This window comes from Natronosalvus rutilus (genome assembly GCF_024204665.1).
In the GTDB taxonomy this organism is placed as follows: Archaea; Halobacteriota; Halobacteria; order Halobacteriales; family Natrialbaceae; genus Natronosalvus; species Natronosalvus rutilus.
Window position 1 is genome coordinate 1,376,213 of the sequence record NZ_CP100355.1, and the last position, 21,693, is coordinate 1,397,905.

A 21,693-nucleotide genomic window follows, 5' to 3' on the forward strand; every position below is an offset into this window, starting at 1 on the left:
CACTTTTCGGTAATTCTAGGGCTTCGCTTCGAAGACCAGACTGGTCGGCGTCTCTGCCGCGCGGCGAAAGCGCGTAAACCCGCCCTCGGTGACGACGTCGCGAGTCTGCTCTTCACCCGCCTGGGCGCCGAGACCGTAGCCGACGTCCTGACTGAGCGAATTCGGCGTACAGGCCACCGTCGAGATCGCGTACGCGAGACGGCCGAATGGCGTGAGGTTATCTTCGACGTCGTCCTCGGCGTAGGGTTCGACGATCATCCACGCACCGTCGTCGGTGAGCGTCTCCCTGACGTGGGCCGCCACGCCGACGGGATCGCCCATGTCGTGGAAGCAGTTGAACATCGTTACCAGATCGTAGTCCGTTCCGTTGTACTCCCGCGCGGTCGCCACCTCGAAATCGACGCGATCGGCGACGTTCGCCGCTTCCGCCCGCTCGCGCGCTACCGCTATCGAGGCTTCGTGGTAGTCGATGCCGACGACCCTCGAGTCGGGGTACGCTTCGGCCATGCGGATCGTCGGTGCGCCGTGTCCACAGCCAATGTCGGCGATCCGTCCACCCACTTTCAACGCTGGATCTACCCCGTCGAGCGCCTCGATCCAGTCGAGCAGAAAGGCCCCGTAGGACGGGCCGAAGAAGCGTTCGGTGCCGTGAAACACGTCCTCGTCGTGTTCGTGCCAGCCGATGCCCTCGCCCGTTCGAAACGCCTCGGTAAGGTCGGGTTCGATCTTGGCTACCGACGTGACTAGCTGGAAGGCGCCCGGCATGAACACTGGACTCTCCCTGTTGGCTAACACGTACGCCTGCTCGGGAGAGAGATCGTAGCGGTCGGTCTCGGGGTCGTAGGTCACGTACCCGCCGGCGGCCTGCGAGCGCAGCCATTCGCGGACGTAGCGCTCCGCGGTATCCGTTTTTTCTGCTACCTCGGTGGACGTGAGCGGCCCAGCGTCGTCCAGTGTCGTATAGAGATTGAGTTCGTCGCCGATGACGGCGAGCGCGGCGTGGACCGTCGCGCCGAGGTCGACGAGCGACGTCTCCACGAGTTCGTTGAGTTGCTGTTCGTTGATCGGATCCGCTTCTGCTCGGGTTTCTGTTGTCATTGTCTCATTTCCGTCGCTACACGATTTTCAGGTATTCACTCCGGAGTTCCTCGACCGCGTAGTCCTTCCCGTGGACGTCGCGCATGTGCGTTTTCGCTAATTCGATCGTTTCTTCCTCGTTTTCCGACTGAATAATGAACCGGCAATCGCCGACTGCCGATTCGCAATCCAGCCTGTGGGCCTGTGCCATTTCTGTACCCCCGGATACACCATCAACCACGACCGGAATAAGTGTAATTAGAACGATATTTCTATTGGAATGCTGATCGAACTGTGATTCTATAACTAATATGATGTCTTGTCCCGAACTCGATGGAACACGGGTACGATCTTCTCGGCGACTCTCGAGGCCCTTCGAGGACCCGATACTGTGCTGTATGCTAACGTGAGGAAACGTCTTTACCGTCGTTCGCGTGGTTTCTGTATGGACTCCTCAATTCCGAGCGAAACAGCGGAGTCAACTCAATCCACCGGAGACGAGGCGTTCCAGCTCCTCTCGGACGAGACCAGACTAGCCGTATTACAGGTTCTCTGGGAATCACACGACCCCGCAAACGAGACGCCGATGCGGTTCGCCGAACTTCGCCAACGCATCGGCGTCGAGGATCCCGGCCGTCTCAACTACCACTTGAACAAGCTCACGGGTTACTTCGTACGGCGGACTGAAGATGGATACGAACTTAGGGATTCGGGAAAGCGGATCGTCAGAATGCTCCTTTCCGGCACCGCGATCGACGATCCGGAGATCGAGCCCGTTGCGGTGGATATCTCGTGTTGGTACTGCGGAGGGAAACCTGAGTGGAGCTACCGGGATGGGTGGCGATACCTGGAATGTACCGACTGCGACGCCCGGTGCGTCGATACCTTCTCGCCCGGCGTCATCAGCAAAAACGAGTTCCCACCGTCGGGGTTACGGAATCGCACGCCAAACGAAATCAACGAAGCCGACCGGATCTGGGGTACGCATCGACGAGCGTCCGTCATAGACGGCGTCTGTCCGGAGTGTGCGAGCGATATGCCTGTCACCGCGGTCGATATCTGCGACGATCATCACCCCGATTGGAACGAGTACCAGTTCTGCGAGGGTTGCAGGTCGCTCTTTTGGATGCTCGTCTCGCACGTCTGTGAGGGGTGTAAATATCGGTGGCGGATGCCGACGTTGTTCTACCCGTCGAGACAGCCGGCAGTGACCGCGTTCTATTACGAGCACGGCATCGAGTTCGACCTCGCCACGTACGAACAGCGCGCACTCCTCCTCGATTTCGAAGAGGAACTCCTCTCGGAGGATCCGCTTCGTATCGGCATCTCGATTCCATTGAAGGACGAAGCACTGCGGGTGACGTACGATGAACGGATGGAGGTGGTGGATGTAAATCGGCGGGGACGAATCCATTGACTCAACGGTTGCCTGCTCGACGGAACATTCGCTGGGTGGGGCTCTATGGTACTCGCGCTGCTAGAACGCCCGACCGTGCAGTAGGAGGGTCACGACAATGGATAGTATCAATCCGGCGACAGGCGAGGTGATTGAAACGTACGACGATCACACTGCGGACGACGTCGATTCCATCCTCGACGAATCGGCGGCGGTTACGAGCGATTGGGCGGAGACGCCCATCACCGATCGACAGCAGTTACTCGAGCGAGCGGCCGACGTCCTGCGCGATAACGAGGACGAGTACGCCGAGTTGATCACCCACGAGATGGGGAAACCCATCTCCGAATCCCGGGCGGAAGTCGAGAAGTGTGCCTGGGTCTGTGAGTACTACGCCGAACGGGCGGGCGAGTTCCTCGCCGATCGGGTTATCGGGAGCGAACCAAACGCGCGGACGTTCGTCTCCTACGAACCGCTCGGCGCGGTGCTCGCGGTGATGCCCTGGAACTTCCCGTTCTGGCAGGTGTTCCGGTTCGCCGCGCCCCATCTCACGGCGGGGAACGTTGGCCTGCTGAAACACGCCTCGAACGTACCGGGCTGCGCGCTGGCGATCGAGGACGTCTTCCGGGAGGCTGGCTACCCGGAGGGCGTCTTCTCGACGCTACTGGTCGACTCCGAAAAGATGGAGGACGTGATCCGGGACGACCGCCTCGACGCGCTGACGCTCACCGGGAGCGAGGGCGCGGGTCGGACCGTCGCCGAACAGGCCGGGAACGAGTTGAAGAAGCACGTCCTCGAACTCGGCGGGAGCGACCCGTTCGTCGTGTGCGAAGACGCCGACCTCGACGCGGCGGCTGAGACCGGCGTCGCGGCGCGGACGATCAACTCCGGCCAGTCCTGCATCGCGGCCAAGCGGTTCATCGTCGTCGACGCCGTCTACGAGGATTTCCTCGACCAGTTCGTCCAGGAGATGGAGGCGCTCGAGGTAGGTGACCCGACGGACTCGGATACCGAGGTCGGCCCGCAGGCCCGCGAGGACCTCGTGGAGGACCTCCACGAGCAGGTCGAAGCGAGCGTCGACGCCGGCGCCGACCTCGCGTGTGGCGGCGGCCCGATGGATCGCGAGGGCTGGTACTACCCACCGACGGTGCTCGCGGAACCGCCGATGGACAGTCCAGCGGCGACCGAGGAAGTGTTCGGCCCGGTCGCGGCGGTCTTCCGCGCCGAGGACGAGGCCGACGCGATCGAGATGGCCAACGACACCCACTACGGACTCGGCGCCTCGATATGGACCGCTGACCTCGAGCGCGGCGAGGGACTCGCCCGCGAGATCGACGCTGGCTGCGTGTTCGTCAACGAACTCGTCAAGTCCGATCCACGGGTGCCCTTCGGTGGCGTGAAAGCGTCGGGATACGGCCGGGAACTCGGGAAGGAAGGGATCCACGAGTTCGTCAATCGAAAGACCGTGTGGGTCCAGTCACCTGGTGACGAAGACGATGCGGTTCCCACGGAGTGAGACCCGTGACCACTGCATCCGACCTGCTCGTGGCCTGCCTCGAGGCGGAGGGCGTCGAGCACGTCTTCGGCCTTCCCGGTGAAGAAATCGAGGACCTCCTGTTCTCGCTCCGGGAGTCGTCGATCACGTTCGTCCCGACTCGCCACGAACAGGGCGCGGCGTTCATGGCCGACGTACACGGCCGATTGACTGGCGAGGCGGGCGTCTGCCTCTCGACGCTCGGGCCAGGCGCGACCAACCTCGTCACCGGGGTCGCGGACGCTCACCTCGACAAGAGCCCGGTCGTCGCGATCACCGGACAGGGGGGCCGGGAACGGCTCCACAAGGAGAGCCATCAGGCGCTCGAGGTGGTCGACATCTTCGAGCCGATCGTCAAGTGGAACGCTCAGCTGACCGCCCCGGAGATCGTCCCCGAATCGATCCGAAAGGCGTTCAAGCTCGCCGAGTACGAGAAGCCGGGAGCGACCCACCTCGAGTTCCCGGAGGACGTCGCCGGCGAAACCATCGACGCCAGTCCGATCCCTCAGCGCGATCAGGTGCGTCGACCCGACCCGGACACCGAATCGGCGGCACGAGCGGCCCGGACGATCGAGGCAGCCGAACGGCCGATCCTCCTCGCCGGTAACGGTGCGGTACGGACCCGTGCCTCCGACCGGTTGCGTGCGTTCGTCGATCGCCTCGACATTCCGGTCGTCGCGACGTACATGGGGAAGGGAGCGATCTCCGACCGCGACCCAGCGTCGCTCCTGACGCTCGACTCCGGCCCGGACGAGGAGGCCGCCCGTGCCATCGAACTGGCCGACTGCGTCGTCGCCGTCGGCTACGACATCGCCGAACACGACCCGGCGGCGTGGAACCCCGACCTCGAGACGGCGGTCGTCCACGTCGATCACGAACCCGCGGAGGTGTACCGTCACTACAACCCCGAGGTGGAGATCGTCGCCGACGTCGGCGCATCCCTCGAGGCGATCGGTGAGAATCTTTCTGCGGGCGCCTGCTCGCTGTGGTGTGCCGACCGACACGACCGGATCCTCGAGCACGTTTCCGCGCCACCGGAGGCGGACGACCCTGTCACCGTCAGGAATGTACTCCCCCTGCTTCGCGAGGCGATGGCCGACGAAGACGTACTGGTCTCGGACGTGGGGAACCACAAGCTCGCGATTGCACAGAATTACCCGACCTACGAGCCCAATACCTGCGTCATCTCCAACGGCCTGGCGAGCATGGGTATTGCCGTACCGGGCGCGCTCGCGGCCGACCTCGCCGTGGACGCGAACGTGGTCGCCGCGACTGGCGACGGCGGTTTCCTGATGAACGCGGCAGAGATCGAGACCGCGACGCGCCTCGGCTGTGCGTTCACCATCGTCGTGTTCACCGACGACGATTACGGACTCATCTCCGCACAACAGGTCGACCATCGGGGGGAATCGACCGGAACGACGCTCTCCAACCCCGACTTCGTCGCCTTCGCCGAGAGCTTCGGGATCGACGCCCGTCGCCCCGAGACGTGGGACGAAATCGATCGGGCGCTCTCGGAAGCGGTCTCCTCTGACGACCTGACCCTGATCGAGGTGCGTCTGGACGCGTTACGGTCGGACTCAAGCGGGTGATCGTCGCCTGCGAAAACGCTCGAGGCGGCTACTCGAACGCGAATCGAACCGCGTTCGAATCGTCCGGGACCTGCGCGCCCTCCTGGGCGGCGAAGGCCTCGTGAACGAGGGCGTACGTCTCCTCGAGCGCCTCGACGATGACCGTGGTATCGCTCAGGACGGGCATGAAGTTCGTGTCGCCCTGCCACCGCGGGACGACGTGGGTGTGCAGGTGATCGCCGATCGAGCCACCCGCCCCTTCGCCAAGGTTTAGCCCGGCGTTGAATCCGTCCGGTTCGAGGGCAGTCTCGAGGGCGTCGAACGTGCGCTGTTTCAGGCGGGCGTGGTCGAGCAGTTCCTCGTCCGTGAGTTCGGTGTAGTCGCCGGTGTGGCGGTGAGGGATCACCATGACGTGTCCGGGATTGTACGGGGCGTTGTTCAGCAACACGAAGGCGTGGTCGCTCCGGGCGACGAGTTGGTTCTCCCGCTCGTCTTCCCACTCGGGAAGTTCACAGAAGACGCACTCCTCGACGTTCGGATTTTGCTCCTCGCGCCTGATCCACTCGATTCGCCACGGCGCAAAGATCCGGTCCATACGGGTTCCACTCGAGACGAACTGAAAGAGGTGTCGAGAGGTGGTGCGAACGGTGAGCAGCGCGAAGACAGACGGGCTCGATTCCGCTATTGTGGCGTGTTGGCCGTTCTCACGGCCCTTGTCGATAATCCAAACTAACATTTCTGTCACGACTTTCAGGAAATCGTGAAATAATCGCTGAGCAATGAGTTTGAACTGTCTAAAACCGTCTCGGGCCTGCTTATGGTCTGTATAATCCCCTGCTTGCGGTTTTCTCGACTCAGGATCCGAAATGAAACTGGGTTTTAATACTACTCTAACGGAAGAATCTCTCAATGGCAACGACTGACAGCTCATTTAACGGATTGACCGAATACTGCAAGGAGTGCGACCTGGACACGCTACACGAAGTGAACGTGCAGATCCGCACCGAGAGTCTGAAGAAAGAGAACGCGCAGTTTTCCCGTGAACCCTACCGCGTCACCGAGTGCCAGCGCTGTGGAACGCGCTCAAGCCAGCGGATGAACAACGCGTAAACTACCTCACCCTACTCCCTCGGCGCATACGCGCCTCGGTCCTTGCGGGTGTGGCTTTGATGTGGACTCCCGGCAATCAGGCACCAGCAATAGGCCGATGGCTCTTGCCGTTCACCGTCCCACCATTCACACGCAGGTCTACTTCTGCGTCTCCGCTCCCCGACGTGGGCGAGGAACGGAGTCTGTGTATCCGCTTCCGGGCGTAGCGTAGCCCGATGTTCTTCGCGCCGTTGTAGTCCGCGTTCACCTCGTACCCGCACTTCTGGCAACAGAAGCGTTCTCCGTGGCGGTTAGCTTCGTGCGTGAACCCACATTCCGTCCGAGAACAGCGTTGGGACGTATGGTTCGGCTCGACTTGCTCAACGGAGACGCCTTGTTCAGGCGCTTTGTACTCAACGTACTCGAAGAGGCGTCGGAACGCCCAGACTTGGTGCCACTTTGCGTGTGGAAGTTGCTCGCGTATGTCGGTCAAGTCCTCGAACGCGATCACGTCGCAACCGCGTTCGACGGCTTCCGTGACGATTTCGTTGGCGACGGTGTGGATGTACTGTTTGCGCCACGCTTCTTCGCGTTTCCCGAGGCGAAGCAGGGCGTTATGTGCGGCCTGGGTGCCGCGCTGTTGCATCTCGCCACGTCGCTTCTCGAACTCACGACACCAGTGGTCGTACTCATCGCCCTGCCAGAAGGTACCAGTCGAGGAGACGGCGAGACTGTTGACGCCGAGGTCGATACCGAGGACCGTTTGGTCGGGGTGCCCGGTCTCTTCCGGAACCTCCGCGTCGTCGCCAAGCCGCCGAGTTGAGATATGAAGGTGGTACTCGTCGGTCGCCGCGTCGTACCGAAGTGTACTCTCGCGGAACTCGTAGTCTTCGGAGAGTACGTACCGCTCGTAGGGCGTCGGGCTGTCTGCCGGGAGTACGAACGCCGGTTCAACTCGGCCCTGAACCGTTGCCAGCGACGCTCTGTTCCGGTAGAAAGTCGCGCTCCGCGTGTCGTAGTCCATCGTTTCGGCGGTGAACGTCGGACAAGAGACGCGCTGTCCCTTCTTCCAGCGTTCGACAACGCCTTTGACGGCTTCGACGGCGCGACGTATCGCGGCTTGGACGAGTTGTGCCTGTAGGCCCGTCTCCTCTCGGAAATTGGAGTAGAGTGCGTCTCGAACCTGCCGTTTGTTGGTCTTGCACTCGGTGAACGAGGTGTCCGACCAACAGTAGTCGGCGGTTCGGTTCGCACAGTACAGGTACTGCTCGGCGGTTCGGTGGAGTGCGTCGCGTTGCTCGTCGGAAACGGCGAGTTTCACGACGGCGGTTCGACGCACGTCCATAACTTCAGAGAGAACCCGACGGTACTTGAATATGTGGGGGTCAGTCGGTCGGAGCCTGCCGGTTGTGTCGTACAGTGTCGGTTTCTTTTCCAGCCTACTCGCTCCCTTCGGTCGTTCCTTGAGGCCGGAGGCACCACCTAGAATTACGCTGAATACCGTCGGTCCCTCTCCTCCGTTTCCCTCTCACGCGCCAACCGGTCTACCAATCGGCCGTCGTGACCTCACACCCGTCTTCGGTGACGATGACGGTGTGTTCTTTCTGACTGACCAGATAGCCCTCGTCTTCCTTGAGCACCGGGTAGCCGTGGACCACGTTTCGTCGCTTGAGTCGGCGAAGCGCCATCTCGGGGCGGTCGGTCTCGAGCCAGCGGGTCGCGAACGGCAGGGTGCGGAACTCCTCGGTAATCTGTGCGAGCGCGTCTCGCGCCTGTCGGTTGCGAACCGACGCTTCCCGCTCGAGCGAGTAAATCTCCTCGCTCGAGCCCTCGGTCACCTTCCCGCCGCCGTCGGTCGCGAACGGTTCGATGGCGACGACGTCGCCTACCTCAAGCGTCGTCCCCTGGGAGACGGCCCGGTTGGGGATGTTGGGGCTGGTGTGTTGTTCCCAGTGACCCAGGCCGTGGCCGGTGAGGTTGACCACGGGGTTGTAGCCGTAGCCGTCGATGACGTCCTCGATTTCGGCGCCGATGTCGCCGGTGTTCACGCCGGGTTCGACGAGATCTAGGGCGGCCTCGAGAGCCTGCTCCGAGGCCTCGGCGAGTTCGGGGTTTCCGGAGAGGTCGACCGTGATGGCGGTGTCGGCGAGCCAGCCGTCAACGTGGACGCCGATGTCGAGGTTGATCATCTCCTCGCCGAAGGTCGACTCGTCGTCGATGGTCGGCGTGCGGTGAGCCGCCTCCTCGTCGATGGAGATGTTGACGGGGAACGCTGGCTGCCCGCCGAGTTCCCTGATGCGGTCTTCGGCGTACTCGGCGACCTCGAGGTGGCTCACGCCGACCTCGACGCGGTCGGCGGCTTCCTGGCGGACCTGGGCGAGGATCGCCCCGGCTTCGCGATGCTTCTCGTACTGTTCGGCCTCGAGGTCGACCGCGCTGTCGCTCATGCCGTGTGCTTGTGCGGGTCGATAAAAAGAGATTGCGTCACAGTTCGACGCGAGTCGGTCACCGTTGGGCCCGATCCACTCTCGGCGTGCGCCGGTTTCGTCCCGATCGACGGCGTACTAGGCCGGGGTCCGCCCGCCCCGGACCAGTTTGAGCACGCCCTGGGCGATCAATCCGAGCATCGTCCACTTCCAGGCGAACGCCGCGAGGACGAGCAGCCCTGCTGCCCTGATCCGGTGCCCGTTCTTGAACGCCCGTTTCGCCTCCGCGGCGACCGAGAGGACCGTCAGCGATCGAGCCGCTTTCGAGCCCAGCAACCGTTTGAGTACCATAGCCGGTCTAGCCCTCGAGGGTGGTTACCTCGCGTGCCAGTATACGCAAGTCGTCGCAAGTCGCAAGCCGTCGGCTGGGCGGTCACTCCGGGTCGAAGCCACCCACGAGTCGATCGAGCGCGAAGAGCGCAATCGCCCCGACGACGGTCCAGACGGCGGCCAGGACGATCGTATCGGTCGTCCAGGTGTGCGTCTCGCCGATGTTGTGCAGCGGGGCGGGCGTCGAGCCGGCGATGAGGCTCACCAGAAAGATCAGCGTCGTGTTTCGGTGCCGATCGAGCGCTGCCCGGACGATGCGCGCGACGCTCAACAGGCCGACCAGCCCGCCAGCGACGAACAGGACGACCGTGGTCCCGGGATCGAGGACGGCCTCGAGCGACCCGCCGCCGGCGAGACCGGCGATTCCCGAGAGAAATGCGCTCAGTTCGCCTGAGAGGAAGACGTACTGGCCGAGCAGGATCAGGATGAGCGACCCGGAGACGCCCGGTAAGATCATCGCGCTGATGGCGAGGGCGCCGGCGAAGACGATGGTGATCGCGCCGCTTCCCGGCAACTCGAGGACGTTCGCTGCGATGAGCAACGCGAGCGACACGCCCGCGATGGCCACGAGTACGTCCGTCCGCGTCCGAACCCGGAGCTCACGGTAGAGGACGATCGCGGACGCCCCGATGAGCCCCGTGAAAAAGCCAAAGAGGGCGACGGGATGTGATTCCGCGAGCGACGCCACCGCGCTGGCGATGAGCGCGACGGCGGTCACTGCGCCGAGCCCGAGTGGGAGCAAGAAGCCCACGTCTATCTCGAGGAGTGCTTCCCTGGCGGAGTTGCGGTTTCCCGGACGAACGCCGTTGAGCACGGTCCAGATGCGAGTCGGGGTGATCGACGTGATCGCCGCGATTAACCGACCGTAGAACCCGAGGAGAAGGGCGATCGTTCCGCCGGAGACGCCAGGGAGGGCGTCCGCCGTTCCCATGCAGAGCCCGTAGGCGTAGATTCGGAACATCGACAGACGCTCGACGAGGCGCTCGTCGACGCTATAGCCCACGCCGCGTCACCTCGAGGGCGCGTGGCGCTCGCCGGACGGTCGTCGAGGCTGACGATTCGCGGGGCCGAGTGGCGTCCATTACAGGTCCGTACCGCGGGGAGCCCCTAAAGCGGTTCTACTCGCTACGGTTCCTGCAGGCTGCGATCGTTCACCACTCGAGCGTCGACGCGTCGTCACTCGTTGGCGCTCGAACTCGCTGCGCTTCCGGTCCCCGTGTACTCGCTCCCGATGACCTCGCGCAAGCGTTCGGCGGTCACTTCGCCGACGCCGTCGGCCTCCCGCAACTCGTCCTCGCTCGCGATCATCACCGCCTCGACGCTCCCGAAGGTCTCGAGCAGCGAGCGGGCGGTCACTGGACCGACGTCAGCGATCGAGGAGACGACGTACTCCTGTTGCTCGCTCAGGGTCTTCGCCCCCTTCTCGCCGTGGACGGACACCTCGCGGCTCGAGAGCTGTTGTTCCCGCTTGGCGATCGTTGCGAGCAACTCCGTCGTATCGTCCTCGTTCTCGCTCCGGAGGATGCTCGCGCCGAAGTCGACCGCCAGGCTCGAGAGCGCCCCGCGGATCGCGTTCGGGTGGACGTCACGTTGTTCGTACAGCCCCTCGCCCTCGACGATGACGACCGGGCGGGAGTAGTGGCGAGCCATCGCGCCCACCTGCTCGAACACCGAACGGTCGCCGCCGACCAGCGAGTCGACGAAGTCCGCGACCGACTTGCGCTCGACTACCACGCGGTCCGAGCAGACGTAGTCGCCGACCTCGAGCGTCTCCAGGCGAATTTCGATCTCCTCACGCCTCGAGAGTTCGCGGGCGATGTTGGCGTCCATCTCGCGCTGGTCGGCGACGATTTCGACCGTATCGCCCTCGGCGCTGGGTTCGTGGGTTTCGACCGTTGCGGTTTCCTCGTCGGTCGCGTCAGGCTCGTCGGTGAAATCCCCATCCTCCGTTTCGCCCTCGTCCGCCGTTTCGTTCCCGTTGCTCCCGTCGCTCGAGTCGCCCACGTCGCCGACGAAATCCTGCAGTCCAGGCTGGCTGCTCTTCCCCTGACTCCCACTCGAGGTGCCGCTCTCCGATGCGGGTTTCGACCCACCCGACGCCGCGGACGCCCCGCTCTCGAACGCCTCGAGGGACTGCTGGGCGTCGTCGAGTTCGGCCTCGAGGTCGCTGGCCATCCCCTTGAGTTCCCGGAGTTCGCTCTCCATCTCCTTCTCGCGACGCCGCGAGATCCAGAAGTAGGCCTCGTCGCGGGTGTCCTCGGCCATCAGGACGACGACGCGTCCCTTCGCCTGGCGGCCGGTTCGACCTTTGCGCTGGATCGACCGGATGGCTGTCGGGACGGGCTCGTAAAAGAGCACGAGGTCGACCTCGGGGACGTCTAGCCCCTCCTCGGCGACCGACGTCGAGACGAGCACCTCGAACTCGCCGGCCCGGAAGGCGTCGAGCACCTCCTGCTGTTGTTTCTGGGTCATCCCGTCGCTGCCCTCGCGGTCGCCCTGGCCGACGAAGCGCTTCGCGTCGAAACTCGTGTTCAAGAATTCGGTCAGCGCCTCGGCCGTGTCCCTGGACTCGGTGAAGACGATGACGCGCTCGCCGCCCTCGAGTCCCAGGGTCTCGGCCAGGAGCATCCGCGTCTTGCGGTATTTGGGGTGGAGTTCGTCGAAGGACTCTGCCCGGCGCATCGCCTCTCGGACCCGGGGATCGCTCACAAGTCGCTGGCTCGCCTTCGAGGCTCCCGAGCTGCGGGCCTGGTTGCGCTGGCGCTCGAAGTACCGTCGCAGCGCCTCGACGCTTTGGGTCTCGACCAGGGTGACGGCCTGGCGGAGTTTCATCACCTCTGCGTGGACTGACATGCCCTTGAACCCCTCCGACTGGTCGTTGTTGATCAACTGCTGGAGTTCCGCACGCATCCGGTTGAGGTCCTTCTGGGACTGATCGGGCTGGGTCGACCTGGCGACTCCCAGTTCTTTCAGTTTCTCGAGACGTTCCGTGATCACTTCGTTCAGGGCGTCCCTGATTTCGATGACGTCATCGGGCAACTGGATGCGTTCCCACTCGACCTCGGTGTCGTGGGTGAACTCCGCGACGTCGGCGTCGTCCTCGGTCATCACCTCGACCTCCCGGAGCCCGAGGTTCGCACACACCTCGAGGATGGCTTCCTCGTCGCCGCCGGGAGAGGCGCTCATCCCTGTGACGAGCGGGTCCGTGGCGTCGACGTGGTAGCGCTCGGCGATGTAGTTGTAGGCGTAGTCGCCGGTGGCGCGGTGGCACTCGTCGAAGGTACAGTGAGTCACGTCCACGAGGGAGATGCGAGAGCCCACGAGGTCGTTCTCGATCACCTGCGGCGTCGCCATGATCACGGTCGCGTCGTCCCACAGCGCTGCGCGGTCGTCAGGGCTCACGTCGCCAGTGAAGACGACGACCTCCTCGTCGGGGATCTGAAGGGCCTCGCGGTAGAAGTCGGCGTGTTGCTGGACGAGGGGTTTCGTCGGCGCGAGCATCAGGGACTTGCCACCGACCTCGTCGAGGCGTCGGGCGGTCACGAGCAGGCTCACCGTCGTCTTCCCCAGCCCAGTCGGGAGACAGACGAGAGTGTGGTCGTTCGCCGCAGTGCCGGCGAGTTTTAGCTGGTAGAGTCGTCGCTCGAGGAAGTCCGGCTCGAGCAGCGGGTGGTCGATGGAGGGCGTTCCCTCGTCCGTCGCGGCCATTGCCCCCGATTCGAGGCGGGTTCGGTTAAGGGTTCTCGTACCGCGGTGAAAGTGGACAAAGCGGTTCCTGACTCTCTCTTTCTCGACGTGCTCCTTGTGAACTACCCCTGCCTACTCACTCACGGCTACTGCCGTTCGTTCCTTGAGAACAGGGGCTTAGCGCCCTCTCCTTCTAAAGGAAACAGCGAGAGTTCCACGGGTCACCTGACCCGTGGGTGAATCGCGTACACTCGCCTAGTGTTCCGTCTCCTCGATGTACCGACGAACCACGTCCTCGGAAACAACACCAGTCGTCCCAACGTAGTATCCATCCTTCCACAACCCACTTCCCCAGAAATACCGCTGTTTGATTTCTGGATGGCGTTTCAGAATCGTTCGGCCCGAGTAGCCCTTGAATTGCTTGGCGATCTCGGCAGGACTCCATTTCGGGTCAGCCTCCACGAACAAGTGAACGTGGTCAGTAGCAATCTCCATCGACACAATCTCGTGACCGAACCGTTCAGCAGTTCCTTGAAACAACTCCGCAAGTTCGCCTCGAACTAACTCCAACATCCCATGTCGATACTTCGGATACCACACGAAATGATATTTACACGAACTAATCGAATGTGCATGACTCCTGTAGTCTCCCCTCCTAATCCCTACTTTTATTATCATTTGATTCGATAGTCAAGGTATGGGTATCGAAGAAGTTACGAAGACCGCACGCACTCGGCTCTGCATAGAGTCTGGTGAGCGGTCGTGGCTCAAAGATGCCCGATTCACCGCACGAGACATCTCCAACGACACACTCCGACTCAAACAACAAGGCTACAACCGCACTGAGATTCAGAACGGAGTTGACCGCGATGACTTCCTTCGGAACAACAAGTGTGCGGTCGTCGGGAAAGCCCTGCAAGCGTGGGACTCCTACAAAGAACTCCTCAACTGGTGGTACGACCAAGACGACACCAACGTCGGGAAACCGTCGCCACCAGCCACGGACAAGAAAGGAGCCTACCCGTTATGGCGCACACCGAAGGCTACCGACTCACCTACGACGACAAGGACGACCGCGTAGCGTTCCGTGTGAGTGCGAAGCCGTACAAGAAGGTGAAAGGACACCTTCGAGGGCGACCGGAAGACATCAACCTCATCGAGTCAGCCTTGACCGAAGATGAGTGGTCGTTGGGGCAGGCCGAACTTCTGTACCGAGATGGCGTGTACTACCTACACGTCACGGTCAAAACAGAAGTCGAAGTGCCTGAACCTGAAGACGCTGACACACTCGTCGGCGTCGATATTAACGAGCGCAACATCTCTCTCACCGCTCTTAATCGTGAGATGATGGACACGCTCGGAACACTCGTGCTTGACTACGGCTCGGTGAAAGCCGAGCGCCAACGCTACCACACCATCACCAAACGCTGTCAAGAACACGGCCAACACTCTATCCACCACCAACTCGGGGAGAAAGAAGAACGCTACACTGAGTGTGGATTCTTCACCGTATGTCCCGAGTCGTGGTCGAGTTTGCCCAACAATTCTCGAACCCTGTTATTGTGTTCGAGGACTTGAGTGGGATTCGAGACGCCATCAAGTACGGCACGTACATGAACCGGCGTCTGCATAAACTCCCGTTCCATAAGTTCGAGAAACAGGTTCGATACAAGGCAACGTGGAATCAGGTTCCGTGTGAGACGGTTGAGTCGCCGTACAACTCGAAGTCGTGTTCGTGCTGTGGACACCGTGGCTACCGCCAAGGTCGGCGGTTCCGCTGCACTAACGATGAGTGTGCGGTTCAGCAAGACCACGCTGACCGAAACGCGAGTGTGAATGTGGCGTGGCGAGCGTGGGCGAAACACGCTGGCGTAGACGTTGAATCGGTTAATTACCGGACTCGCAAAACCCAACCGTTTGTTCGGAAGGTGAGCCTGTCTGGGTCGGGGCGCTCTGTAAACCGCCCATCCTCATCCCGCAAAATCGCTTCGCGTGGAGTGCTGTCGGCGTAGGCTGAGTGAATTAGAAAAGCCACGGGTCACCCGACCCGTGGTCGTTTACCTATCTGGGGAGTGTGTGACCAGCTATGGACGAAACGAGAACGATGGACGGCACCCGTCGCGGCGGAATTTCCCTCCGATCGCTCTCGCGAGGCGACGTCCTCGAGGCTCTGGCGTTCGTGATCGGCGTCAACGTCGTCGGCGGGCTCCCCGCGGTGCTCGGCGGCCCCGACAGCGTCTGGTTCGAGAGCCTCGAGAAACCCGCCTACTACCCGCCCGAACTCGCGTTCCCGGTCGTCTGGACGCTCCTCTTTATCCTGATGGGGCTCGCCCTGTGGCTGGTGTGGCGGTCCTCGCGGGACGGCCGACGGCTGGCTCTCGGGCTGTTTGTCGTTCAGATGGCGTTCAACGTCGCCTGGACGCCGGTGTTCTTCCAGTTCGAGGAGGTCGCGGCGGCGCTCGTCGTCATCGTCGTCCTCTGGGTGCTCCTCGTCGCGACCATCGCGGCGTTTCGACGGGTCGACCGGCGTGCGGCGGCGCTGCTGGTGCCGTACCTCGCCTGGGTGACGTTCGCTTCCGTCCTGAACTACGGCATCTGGCGGTTGAACCCCTGAGGTGGTCGGAACTCGAGGTCACCGGAGTGCGATCTATCGCCTCCGACCTGGCCGGCCTCCTCGCTATCGAGTCAGTTCCGGGTTCCCCTGCCGTCCACGTCGACGGGCGCGTCGTGGGCGTCGGACGCCCGCACCCGATCGGTGGCGTACGCGAGCGCGCGTTCGAAGGTTGCCGGGCCGTCGTAGGCCGTCTCGAAGAGCGACATGAACCGACGGGCGAGTTCGTCGCACCTCGGAAAGCGAAAGACGGAGCGAATCGTCCGCGAGGTGGACTCGAGGCCATCACCGGCGGGACCGTCGGACGACTCGAGTTCGGGATAGGTCGTCGTGGTGATCGCGTACCCCGGCCGGTCGTCGCCGTCGATAGAGGCGGGGGCAACCCGGACGCGCAGGTCTCCCGATTCGTGGCGGTACGTGACGTAGGTCATCTCGCGGTCGCTCGTCGCTGGCGTGTAGCGTCTGTGGATCTCGACGTGCCAGCCGGCTGGCGGGTCCTCGAGGTCCTCCTCGGTCATCGTCCACTGAAACGACCGGAACTGCCACGTTCGTATCGACTCGAGCAATATTCCCGGACTAACGCCTCCTTATCCACCGTATGTCTGGTACTAATGGCGTAAACGGGGCTATTTGTGTACGTCTGTTCGAGAGTAGTGCGGCGAGTAGAACTATCGTTTGTTTGCCCGCGGATACTCCGCCGCGAACACGTCCTCCACCAGCGGTTCGCCGTCGGTGGCGTTCGGTGCGGCGTCGGGTTCCGCCGGGCTGTCCGCACCGGGACTCACGCTCCCCGTCCGGTAGCCGTGGAGGTCGAGGGTAACGTGATCGAACCCGAGCTCGAGCAGCGGGTCGCGGATCGCCTCGACGAAGGCTGAGTCGAGGGCGTCCTCGAGTTCGTCTGGATCGATTTCGATGCGGGCGAGGCCGTCGTGGTCACGGACGCGAAAGCCCTCGAATCCCCACTGGCGGACCAGCGCCTCGGCGCGCTCGATGCGCGAGAGGCGGTCCTCGGTGACCGACAGCCCCGTCGGGATTCGCGAGGAGAGACAGGCCATTGACGGCTTGTCGGCCACGGAGAGGCCGTAGTCATCGGCCAGTTCCCTGACCGCCGACTTCGAGAGGTCGTGCGCGAGCAACGGCGAGTGAACCTCGAGTTCCTCGACGGCGCGCAGGCCTGGGCGGTGGCCGGCGCCAGGGTCGTCCGCGTTGGTCCCGTCACAGACCGTCTCGATGCCGAGTTCGCGGGCCTTCTCGAGCATCTTCCCCAGACGCATCGTTCGACAGTGGTAACACCGCTCCTCGTCGTTCGCGACGAAGGCGTCGCTGTCGAGTTCGGAGAACTCGACGACCTCGTGGCGGATGCCGATTTCTCTGGCGACGCGTTTCGCGTCCTCAAGTTCCGATTCGGGGAGGGTCTCGCTCTTTGCCGTACAGGCGACCGCGTCCTCACCGAGGGCTTCGTGGGCGAGGGCCGCGACCGTGCTCGAGTCGACGCCGCCTGAGAAGGCGACCAGGACGCCGTCGTGGGTGCGGAGGTCGTCGACGGCGGCCGCGCGTTTTGCCTCGAGGTCGAGGGTCATAGCCACCGTTTGGCCTCGAGGGGCAAAAACGCGTTGTCACCGGTGTGGACTTGGCTCGAGTCGTCGTTCGAATCGGTCTACCGTGCTGGGCCGATCTCGAGTAGGGTCTCGAAACCGGATGGCGTCTTTGAGGATGTGCGTCGTAACCTGCGTGGAGAAAACACTTATACGCGGATTGACCACTTGGACTACTGATTTAATTCAAATGAATCGATACCACATCCCCGCTATCGTTCTTCTGGTGGTCGGGGTCGGATTGCTGGTCGGTTTGGGGTACGCCGTCCTTTCGGAGCCATCGGCAGAGCGGACGTACTCCATCGAGGAAGTCGGCTCCGTCGCCAACTACGGGCCAGACACGGACAGCATGACCCCGACTTACAACTATTCCGAACTCTCCCCGGGGGGAAAAGAGACGTTCCGAAAGACGCTCGATTCGGACGATGGCACGCACGTCGAAACCGGCGATCGGGGGGAGTTTGCGCCGGATTTTCACCCGCCACAGGAAATGCACTCCGGTGATCATCGCATTCGATACGGCGACACCTATTATAATTTGGGCGTACAGAGTACCGACACCGGTGGACACGGCCTCGTCTTCGCCATTCCGTTCGTTCTCCTGACCAGTACGATATTCATCTCACTCGGTGCAGTCGGAGTGGGAACGTCTCGTCCCGTCTTCCCGACGGCAATACTCGTCGGCCTCGGCTACCTCGTCGTCCGGTCCACTCTGTTCGAGCTCACCGGCGGAACGCTTCCAGCCGGGTTGTCTCGCGGCGATCTCGGGAGCAGCGTGTTGCTGATGATCGGCACGTACGTCGTTATTCGGGGACGAATCGCGTGGAAACACCGGACCGGGTAGTTTCGTGAGCGGCCACGGTTCACAGAATCCAGGTGGGATCTAACCGCGTTGTTCTGACGACCATCGTGAAAAACGGTCACAGGACGTCCCCGCGAACCGTCGCTCCCGCCTGCTCGCCCCGCCAGGCGTGGACCGCCTCCGCGGCCTCCTGGGCCTCCGCGTCGTCCATCCCGAGCATCTCGAGCGCGCCCGACAGCGTGGGAAATGCCAGTTCGCTGTTTCGCACCTTCTCGAGGGCGTCGTCGCTGCGAACCCCGTCGGACCAGAGACAGACGCCCCGTGGGTCGAGCAACTGCGTGTAGTCCTCGCGCAAACGCGCGCCGCGCAGGCGCTGGGTCACGTTGTCCTCGAACCGAGCGTTGCAGACCTCGAGGTGGACCGGTTCGTCGTCGGCGAGCAACTGCGCGGCGAGGCACTTCTCGGGGGCGGCGTGGCCGTTCGCGTTGGCTCGGAGGTGTTCGGGGTGGGCGCGGGCCCACTCGGCCCGAACTGACTTACCGACACCCTTGACGCCGTGGCTCTCCTCGAACTCGGCTTCCGCCTTGGGTTCGTCGCGCATCAGGATGTCCTTCGTCAGGTAGACGTCCAGACGGTCGACGGGGTCGAGCCCGAGCGCGAGGTCGCCGTAGATCCACACCTCACGGACGGGAACTGGCAGTGGTTCCGAGTCGACGGTCTCGAGGATCGCCTCCACCCTGTCGACGGCGTCGTCCCGGCTGAATCCGCTCATGGCCCGAGATTGGGGCGAGTCGGGCAAAACGGTTTTCCTCGACCTGTGCCGATCAACGAACTCGCTCGATTGCCTCTGCAAACGCCAGTTTACGCCCGCTTGGACTCGTCGGTCCCGACGTACACCTCCTTCTCGGCTCTCGCGTGACGGGTGCCGTCCGCAGCAACGATGTTGACCGCGTAGGTCCGGGTGGTCGAGGACTCAGTCTCGAGGATCGACTCGATCTCCTCGAGTTCCGCGTCCGAGAGCCGAAACCTGGCGTACAGCGTCTCTTTGGCCGGCTTCTCGAACTCGATCGTCGCGCCCTTGTCCCAGACGACGTAGGAGTTCTCGAGTGCCTGGACGAGCATCATCGCGTAAATCGGATCGATTGCGGCGTAGATGCTTCCCCCGAAGGTCGTCCCGAAGACGTTCTTCGTCCGCCAGCTACGCGGGATCGAGACGCGAACCTCTTGCCAGTCGCTCGCGATGTACCGCACCCGGCCGCCGGCGAGTCGGTAGGCCGGAAAGAGATTGAAGCGATGGCGCGCGAGTTTCGTCCGGAGGGATTCGGGCATTGCGTGCGTGTATCGTCTCAAGGGGGAAACGTAGCGGCTTCGATCCTGGCGTGTGGATTGTTGGCTTCCACCCCGATTCTAGCGACTGACAGCGTATGCTTTTGTCACTTCCCGACGAATGGACAGCCGAGATGCGCCATCGAACCTTCAACGACGAGGGCGAGGAGGACCTCGTCTTCGTCATGGGCTTCGGGAATCGCTGGACTCACGAGAACGTCAGCTGGCTCGTCGGGACGCTCGCCAACGCTGGCTACCGCGTCCACACGTTCGAGCTGCCCACCAACATCGATGACTTCAAAGCCGACTGGCTCGAGCCCGTTGCCGAGTACGTCGTCGACCTCGAGGAGTACCAGCTCCTCGCCCACAGCGCGGGCTCGCTCGTCGCCCAGGCGCTCGACGGCGCGGACAACCACGTCTACCTGAGTCCGTGGTGGGGGTACAACGAGCGGGTTCCCGACCCAGTCCTCGACCTCCTCTCCCAGATTCCGACGAGCGCGCCGTTTCTCCCGCGGGGCGAGACCGACAAGTCGGCCATCGGCGACCTCGCGACGGACCACCAGCTCGCGACCAGCCCGAAGTGGGTCTCGCCGTCGTTCGTCCGGGAGACGCGCCGCGCCCAGGGCGACCTCCTGGCGATCGACCACGACGCCGTCGTCTTCTGCTCGCTCAAAGACCCCATCATCGACCACCAGTCCATCGGCGAGCGGGTGCCGCCCCAGCACGTGGTCCTCTACGACGGCGGTCACGAACTGTTCTCCTCGAGCGTGCGCGACCAGTACGTCGGCCTCCTGTTGACCGCGCTCGAGGGTGGGGCCCACGCGATCGAAGCGGCCCACGGGATCTACACGCTCGAGGCGTCAGAGGACCGTGGCGACGCTGTCGATGCCGACGCTGGTGCTGACGCCGACACCGACGCGGGAGACGAAGCCGACGCCGTCGACGTGAGCAACTAGACGTTGCAGCCATCCAGGAACGACCGCTTACAGCCGACGAGGAGCGAAACGCGTTTCCCCCCGAACCCGCTACCTCGAGTCGATGAACTGCAACCGGTGCGACGGCGAGGCGGTGATGCACGCCGCCTACTCGGGGGCGCACCTCTGTGAAGACCACTTCCTCGAGTCCGTCGACAAGCGGGTTCGGCGTCGGATTCGCCGCGACGACCTGGTCCCGCGAGACGCGACTCCAGAAAACCCCCAGACGTGGGTAATCGGCCTCTCGGGCGGGAAGGACAGCGTCGTCCTGACACAGATTCTCTCGGAGACGTTTGCCGAGGACCCCCGGATCGAACTCGTCTGTCTCACGATCCACGAGGGGATCGAGGGCTACCGCGACGAGAGCCTGGCGGCCTGTCTCGAGCTGACCGAGGATCTCGACATTCGTCACGAGGTGGTGAGTTACGAGGACGAGTTCGACGTCCGCATGGACCACGTCGTCGAGGACGACCCCGAAAACATGGCCGCTTGCGCCTACTGCGGCGTCTTCCGGCGCGACCTCCTCGAGAAGTACGCCGACTGCTTCGGCGCTGACCTGATGCTCACCGGCCACAACCTCGATGACGAGGCCCAGACGGCCCTGATGAACTTCCTCGAGGGCGACGTCTCCCAGATCGCCAAACACTTCGACGCGAGCCTCGGCCCGCTCGACGAACGCCGGGACCAGGACAACTTCGTTCCCCGGGCCAAACCCCTCCGGGACATCCCCGAGAAGGAGGTCGCCCTCTACGCTCACCTCCGGGACCTGCCCGCACACATCACCGAGTGCCCCCACTCGAGCGAGGCCTACCGCGGCGAGATCCAGCAGCTCCTCTACGGCCTCGAGGAAAATCACCCCGGGACGCGCCACTCCATCATCTCGGGCTACGAGGAACTCGCCGGCATCATCGCCGATCGCTACGACGAAGACGGCGACGACGCCGACCTCCAGGCGTGTACCGAGTGCGGTTCGACGACGACGCGGGCGGTCTGTCGGAAGTGCTCGTTGCTCGAGTCGATCCACGCAGTTTGAGTTTTCTCGAGGAATTTCTCGGTGTATTACGTCGTCGTACCCGGGAGATTCACTCTCGTCCGTGACGTCTCGAGAACGGCCGGCGGTGCTCGCGGAACCCACGTGTGGATTGCAGCACGCCGGGCGTCGCCACTCGAGGGCGTGAAAGCGTCGGTCGGCCAAAGTGGTGTGTCTGGTGTGGT

At 63.1% G+C, this 21,693-nt stretch carries 21 protein-coding genes and 1 pseudogene; 9 read left to right on the forward strand and 13 right to left on the reverse strand.

The window, feature by feature from the left end; genetic code table 11:
* Nucleotides 1-15: 15 nt before the first annotated feature.
* Both NGM29_RS06600 and NGM29_RS06605 read right to left on the reverse strand, forming a co-directional pair.
* Nucleotides 16-1,098 (reverse strand): class I SAM-dependent methyltransferase, encoded by a 1,083-nt coding sequence (locus NGM29_RS06600; protein WP_254159648.1) that lies wholly within the window; start codon nucleotides 1,096-1,098, stop codon nucleotides 16-18.
* Between the two features lie 16 nt (nucleotides 1,099-1,114).
* Nucleotides 1,115-1,288, reverse strand: a complete 174-nt coding sequence (locus NGM29_RS06605; RefSeq protein ID WP_254159649.1) for a DUF1059 domain-containing protein — start codon at nucleotides 1,286-1,288, stop codon at nucleotides 1,115-1,117.
* Between the two features lie 234 nt (nucleotides 1,289-1,522).
* On the opposite strand from NGM29_RS06605, the gene NGM29_RS06610 reads away from it, so the two are divergent.
* The 3 genes from NGM29_RS06610 (at nucleotide 1,523) to NGM29_RS06620 (ending at nucleotide 5,599) form a co-directional block, all read left to right on the forward strand.
* A complete protein-coding gene (locus tag NGM29_RS06610) occupies nucleotides 1,523-2,494 on the forward strand; it encodes a winged helix-turn-helix domain-containing protein (RefSeq protein ID WP_254159650.1) in 972 nt (323 codons plus the stop codon).
* Nucleotides 2,495-2,591: 97 nt separating this feature from the next.
* A complete protein-coding gene (locus NGM29_RS06615; RefSeq protein ID WP_254159651.1) occupies nucleotides 2,592-3,989 on the forward strand; it encodes an NAD-dependent succinate-semialdehyde dehydrogenase in 1,398 nt (465 codons plus the stop codon).
* 5 nt (nucleotides 3,990-3,994) lie between these two features.
* The gene (locus tag NGM29_RS06620; protein WP_254159652.1) at nucleotides 3,995-5,599 is read left to right on the forward strand and encodes an acetolactate synthase large subunit; all 1,605 of its coding nucleotides are present in this window, start codon (nucleotides 3,995-3,997) and stop codon (nucleotides 5,597-5,599) included.
* A 28-nt stretch (nucleotides 5,600-5,627) separates the two neighbouring features.
* Here NGM29_RS06620 and NGM29_RS06625 read toward each other — a convergent pair whose 3' ends face one another.
* Nucleotides 5,628-6,173 carry an HIT family protein gene (locus NGM29_RS06625; RefSeq protein WP_254159653.1) on the reverse strand — a complete coding sequence of 182 codons (546 nt, stop codon included), beginning with the start codon at nucleotides 6,171-6,173 and terminating at the stop codon, nucleotides 5,628-5,630.
* 314 nt (nucleotides 6,174-6,487) lie between these two features.
* Here NGM29_RS06625 and NGM29_RS06630 point away from each other — a divergent pair, with 314 nt between their 5' ends.
* Nucleotides 6,488-6,688 (forward strand): DUF7835 family putative zinc beta-ribbon protein, encoded by a 201-nt coding sequence (locus NGM29_RS06630; RefSeq protein WP_254159655.1) that lies wholly within the window; start codon nucleotides 6,488-6,490, stop codon nucleotides 6,686-6,688.
* 76 nt (nucleotides 6,689-6,764) lie between these two features.
* On the opposite strand, the gene NGM29_RS06635 is transcribed toward NGM29_RS06630, so the two are convergent.
* From NGM29_RS06635 to tnpA, 6 genes are all read right to left on the reverse strand, one after another.
* A complete protein-coding gene (locus NGM29_RS06635; protein WP_254159656.1) occupies nucleotides 6,765-8,012 on the reverse strand; it encodes an RNA-guided endonuclease InsQ/TnpB family protein in 1,248 nt (415 codons plus the stop codon).
* 199 nt (nucleotides 8,013-8,211) lie between these two features.
* Nucleotides 8,212-9,114 (reverse strand): type II methionyl aminopeptidase, encoded by a 903-nt coding sequence (map, locus tag NGM29_RS06640; RefSeq protein ID WP_254159657.1) that lies wholly within the window; start codon nucleotides 9,112-9,114, stop codon nucleotides 8,212-8,214.
* A 117-nt stretch (nucleotides 9,115-9,231) separates the two neighbouring features.
* The gene (locus NGM29_RS06645; RefSeq protein ID WP_254159658.1) at nucleotides 9,232-9,444 is read right to left on the reverse strand and encodes a hypothetical protein; all 213 of its coding nucleotides are present in this window, start codon (nucleotides 9,442-9,444) and stop codon (nucleotides 9,232-9,234) included.
* An 82-nt stretch (nucleotides 9,445-9,526) separates the two neighbouring features.
* Nucleotides 9,527-10,486, reverse strand: coding sequence for a DUF368 domain-containing protein (locus NGM29_RS06650; RefSeq protein ID WP_254159659.1), 960 nt, complete (start codon nucleotides 10,484-10,486; stop codon nucleotides 9,527-9,529).
* A 173-nt stretch (nucleotides 10,487-10,659) separates the two neighbouring features.
* Nucleotides 10,660-13,191, reverse strand: coding sequence for a DEAD/DEAH box helicase (locus tag NGM29_RS06655; protein WP_254159660.1), 2,532 nt, complete (start codon nucleotides 13,189-13,191; stop codon nucleotides 10,660-10,662).
* 234 nt (nucleotides 13,192-13,425) lie between these two features.
* On the reverse strand, nucleotides 13,426-13,848 hold the full coding sequence (gene tnpA / locus NGM29_RS06660; protein WP_254159661.1) for an IS200/IS605 family transposase: 423 nt from the start codon (nucleotides 13,846-13,848) through the stop codon (nucleotides 13,426-13,428).
* Nucleotides 13,849-13,867: 19 nt separating this feature from the next.
* On the opposite strand from tnpA, the pseudogene NGM29_RS21435 reads away from it, so the two are divergent.
* A pseudogene (locus NGM29_RS21435) lies at nucleotides 13,868-15,182 on the forward strand (RNA-guided endonuclease TnpB family protein).
* A 92-nt stretch (nucleotides 15,183-15,274) separates the two neighbouring features.
* The gene (locus NGM29_RS06680) at nucleotides 15,275-15,784 is read left to right on the forward strand and encodes a TspO/MBR family protein (RefSeq protein WP_254160488.1); all 510 of its coding nucleotides are present in this window, start codon (nucleotides 15,275-15,277) and stop codon (nucleotides 15,782-15,784) included.
* Between the two features lie 71 nt (nucleotides 15,785-15,855).
* On the opposite strand, the gene NGM29_RS06685 is transcribed toward NGM29_RS06680, so the two are convergent.
* Both NGM29_RS06685 and larE read right to left on the reverse strand, forming a co-directional pair.
* Nucleotides 15,856-16,299, reverse strand: a complete 444-nt coding sequence (locus tag NGM29_RS06685) for a hypothetical protein (RefSeq protein ID WP_254159668.1) — start codon at nucleotides 16,297-16,299, stop codon at nucleotides 15,856-15,858.
* Between the two features lie 150 nt (nucleotides 16,300-16,449).
* Nucleotides 16,450-17,361 carry an ATP-dependent sacrificial sulfur transferase LarE gene (gene larE / locus NGM29_RS06690; RefSeq protein WP_254159669.1) on the reverse strand — a complete coding sequence of 304 codons (912 nt, stop codon included), beginning with the start codon at nucleotides 17,359-17,361 and terminating at the stop codon, nucleotides 16,450-16,452.
* 205 nt (nucleotides 17,362-17,566) lie between these two features.
* Here larE and NGM29_RS06695 point away from each other — a divergent pair, with 205 nt between their 5' ends.
* Complete coding sequence (locus tag NGM29_RS06695; RefSeq protein ID WP_254159670.1) at nucleotides 17,567-18,220, forward strand: DUF7979 domain-containing protein; 654 nt, start codon at nucleotides 17,567-17,569, stop codon at nucleotides 18,218-18,220.
* A 76-nt stretch (nucleotides 18,221-18,296) separates the two neighbouring features.
* On the opposite strand, the gene NGM29_RS06700 is transcribed toward NGM29_RS06695, so the two are convergent.
* Nucleotides 18,297-18,950 carry a DUF7095 family protein gene (locus NGM29_RS06700; protein WP_254159671.1) on the reverse strand — a complete coding sequence of 218 codons (654 nt, stop codon included), beginning with the start codon at nucleotides 18,948-18,950 and terminating at the stop codon, nucleotides 18,297-18,299.
* 89 nt (nucleotides 18,951-19,039) lie between these two features.
* Nucleotides 19,040-19,507, reverse strand: a complete 468-nt coding sequence (locus NGM29_RS06705) for a DUF4442 domain-containing protein (protein ID WP_254159672.1) — start codon at nucleotides 19,505-19,507, stop codon at nucleotides 19,040-19,042.
* A 131-nt stretch (nucleotides 19,508-19,638) separates the two neighbouring features.
* On the opposite strand from NGM29_RS06705, the gene NGM29_RS06710 reads away from it, so the two are divergent.
* On the forward strand, nucleotides 19,639-20,460 hold the full coding sequence (locus tag NGM29_RS06710) for an alpha/beta fold hydrolase (RefSeq protein ID WP_254159673.1): 822 nt from the start codon (nucleotides 19,639-19,641) through the stop codon (nucleotides 20,458-20,460).
* A gap of 82 nt (nucleotides 20,461-20,542) precedes the next feature.
* Nucleotides 20,543-21,511, forward strand: coding sequence for a tRNA 2-thiolation protein NcsA (gene ncsA, locus NGM29_RS06715; protein WP_254159674.1), 969 nt, complete (start codon nucleotides 20,543-20,545; stop codon nucleotides 21,509-21,511).
* Nucleotides 21,512-21,693 lie beyond the last annotated feature (182 nt).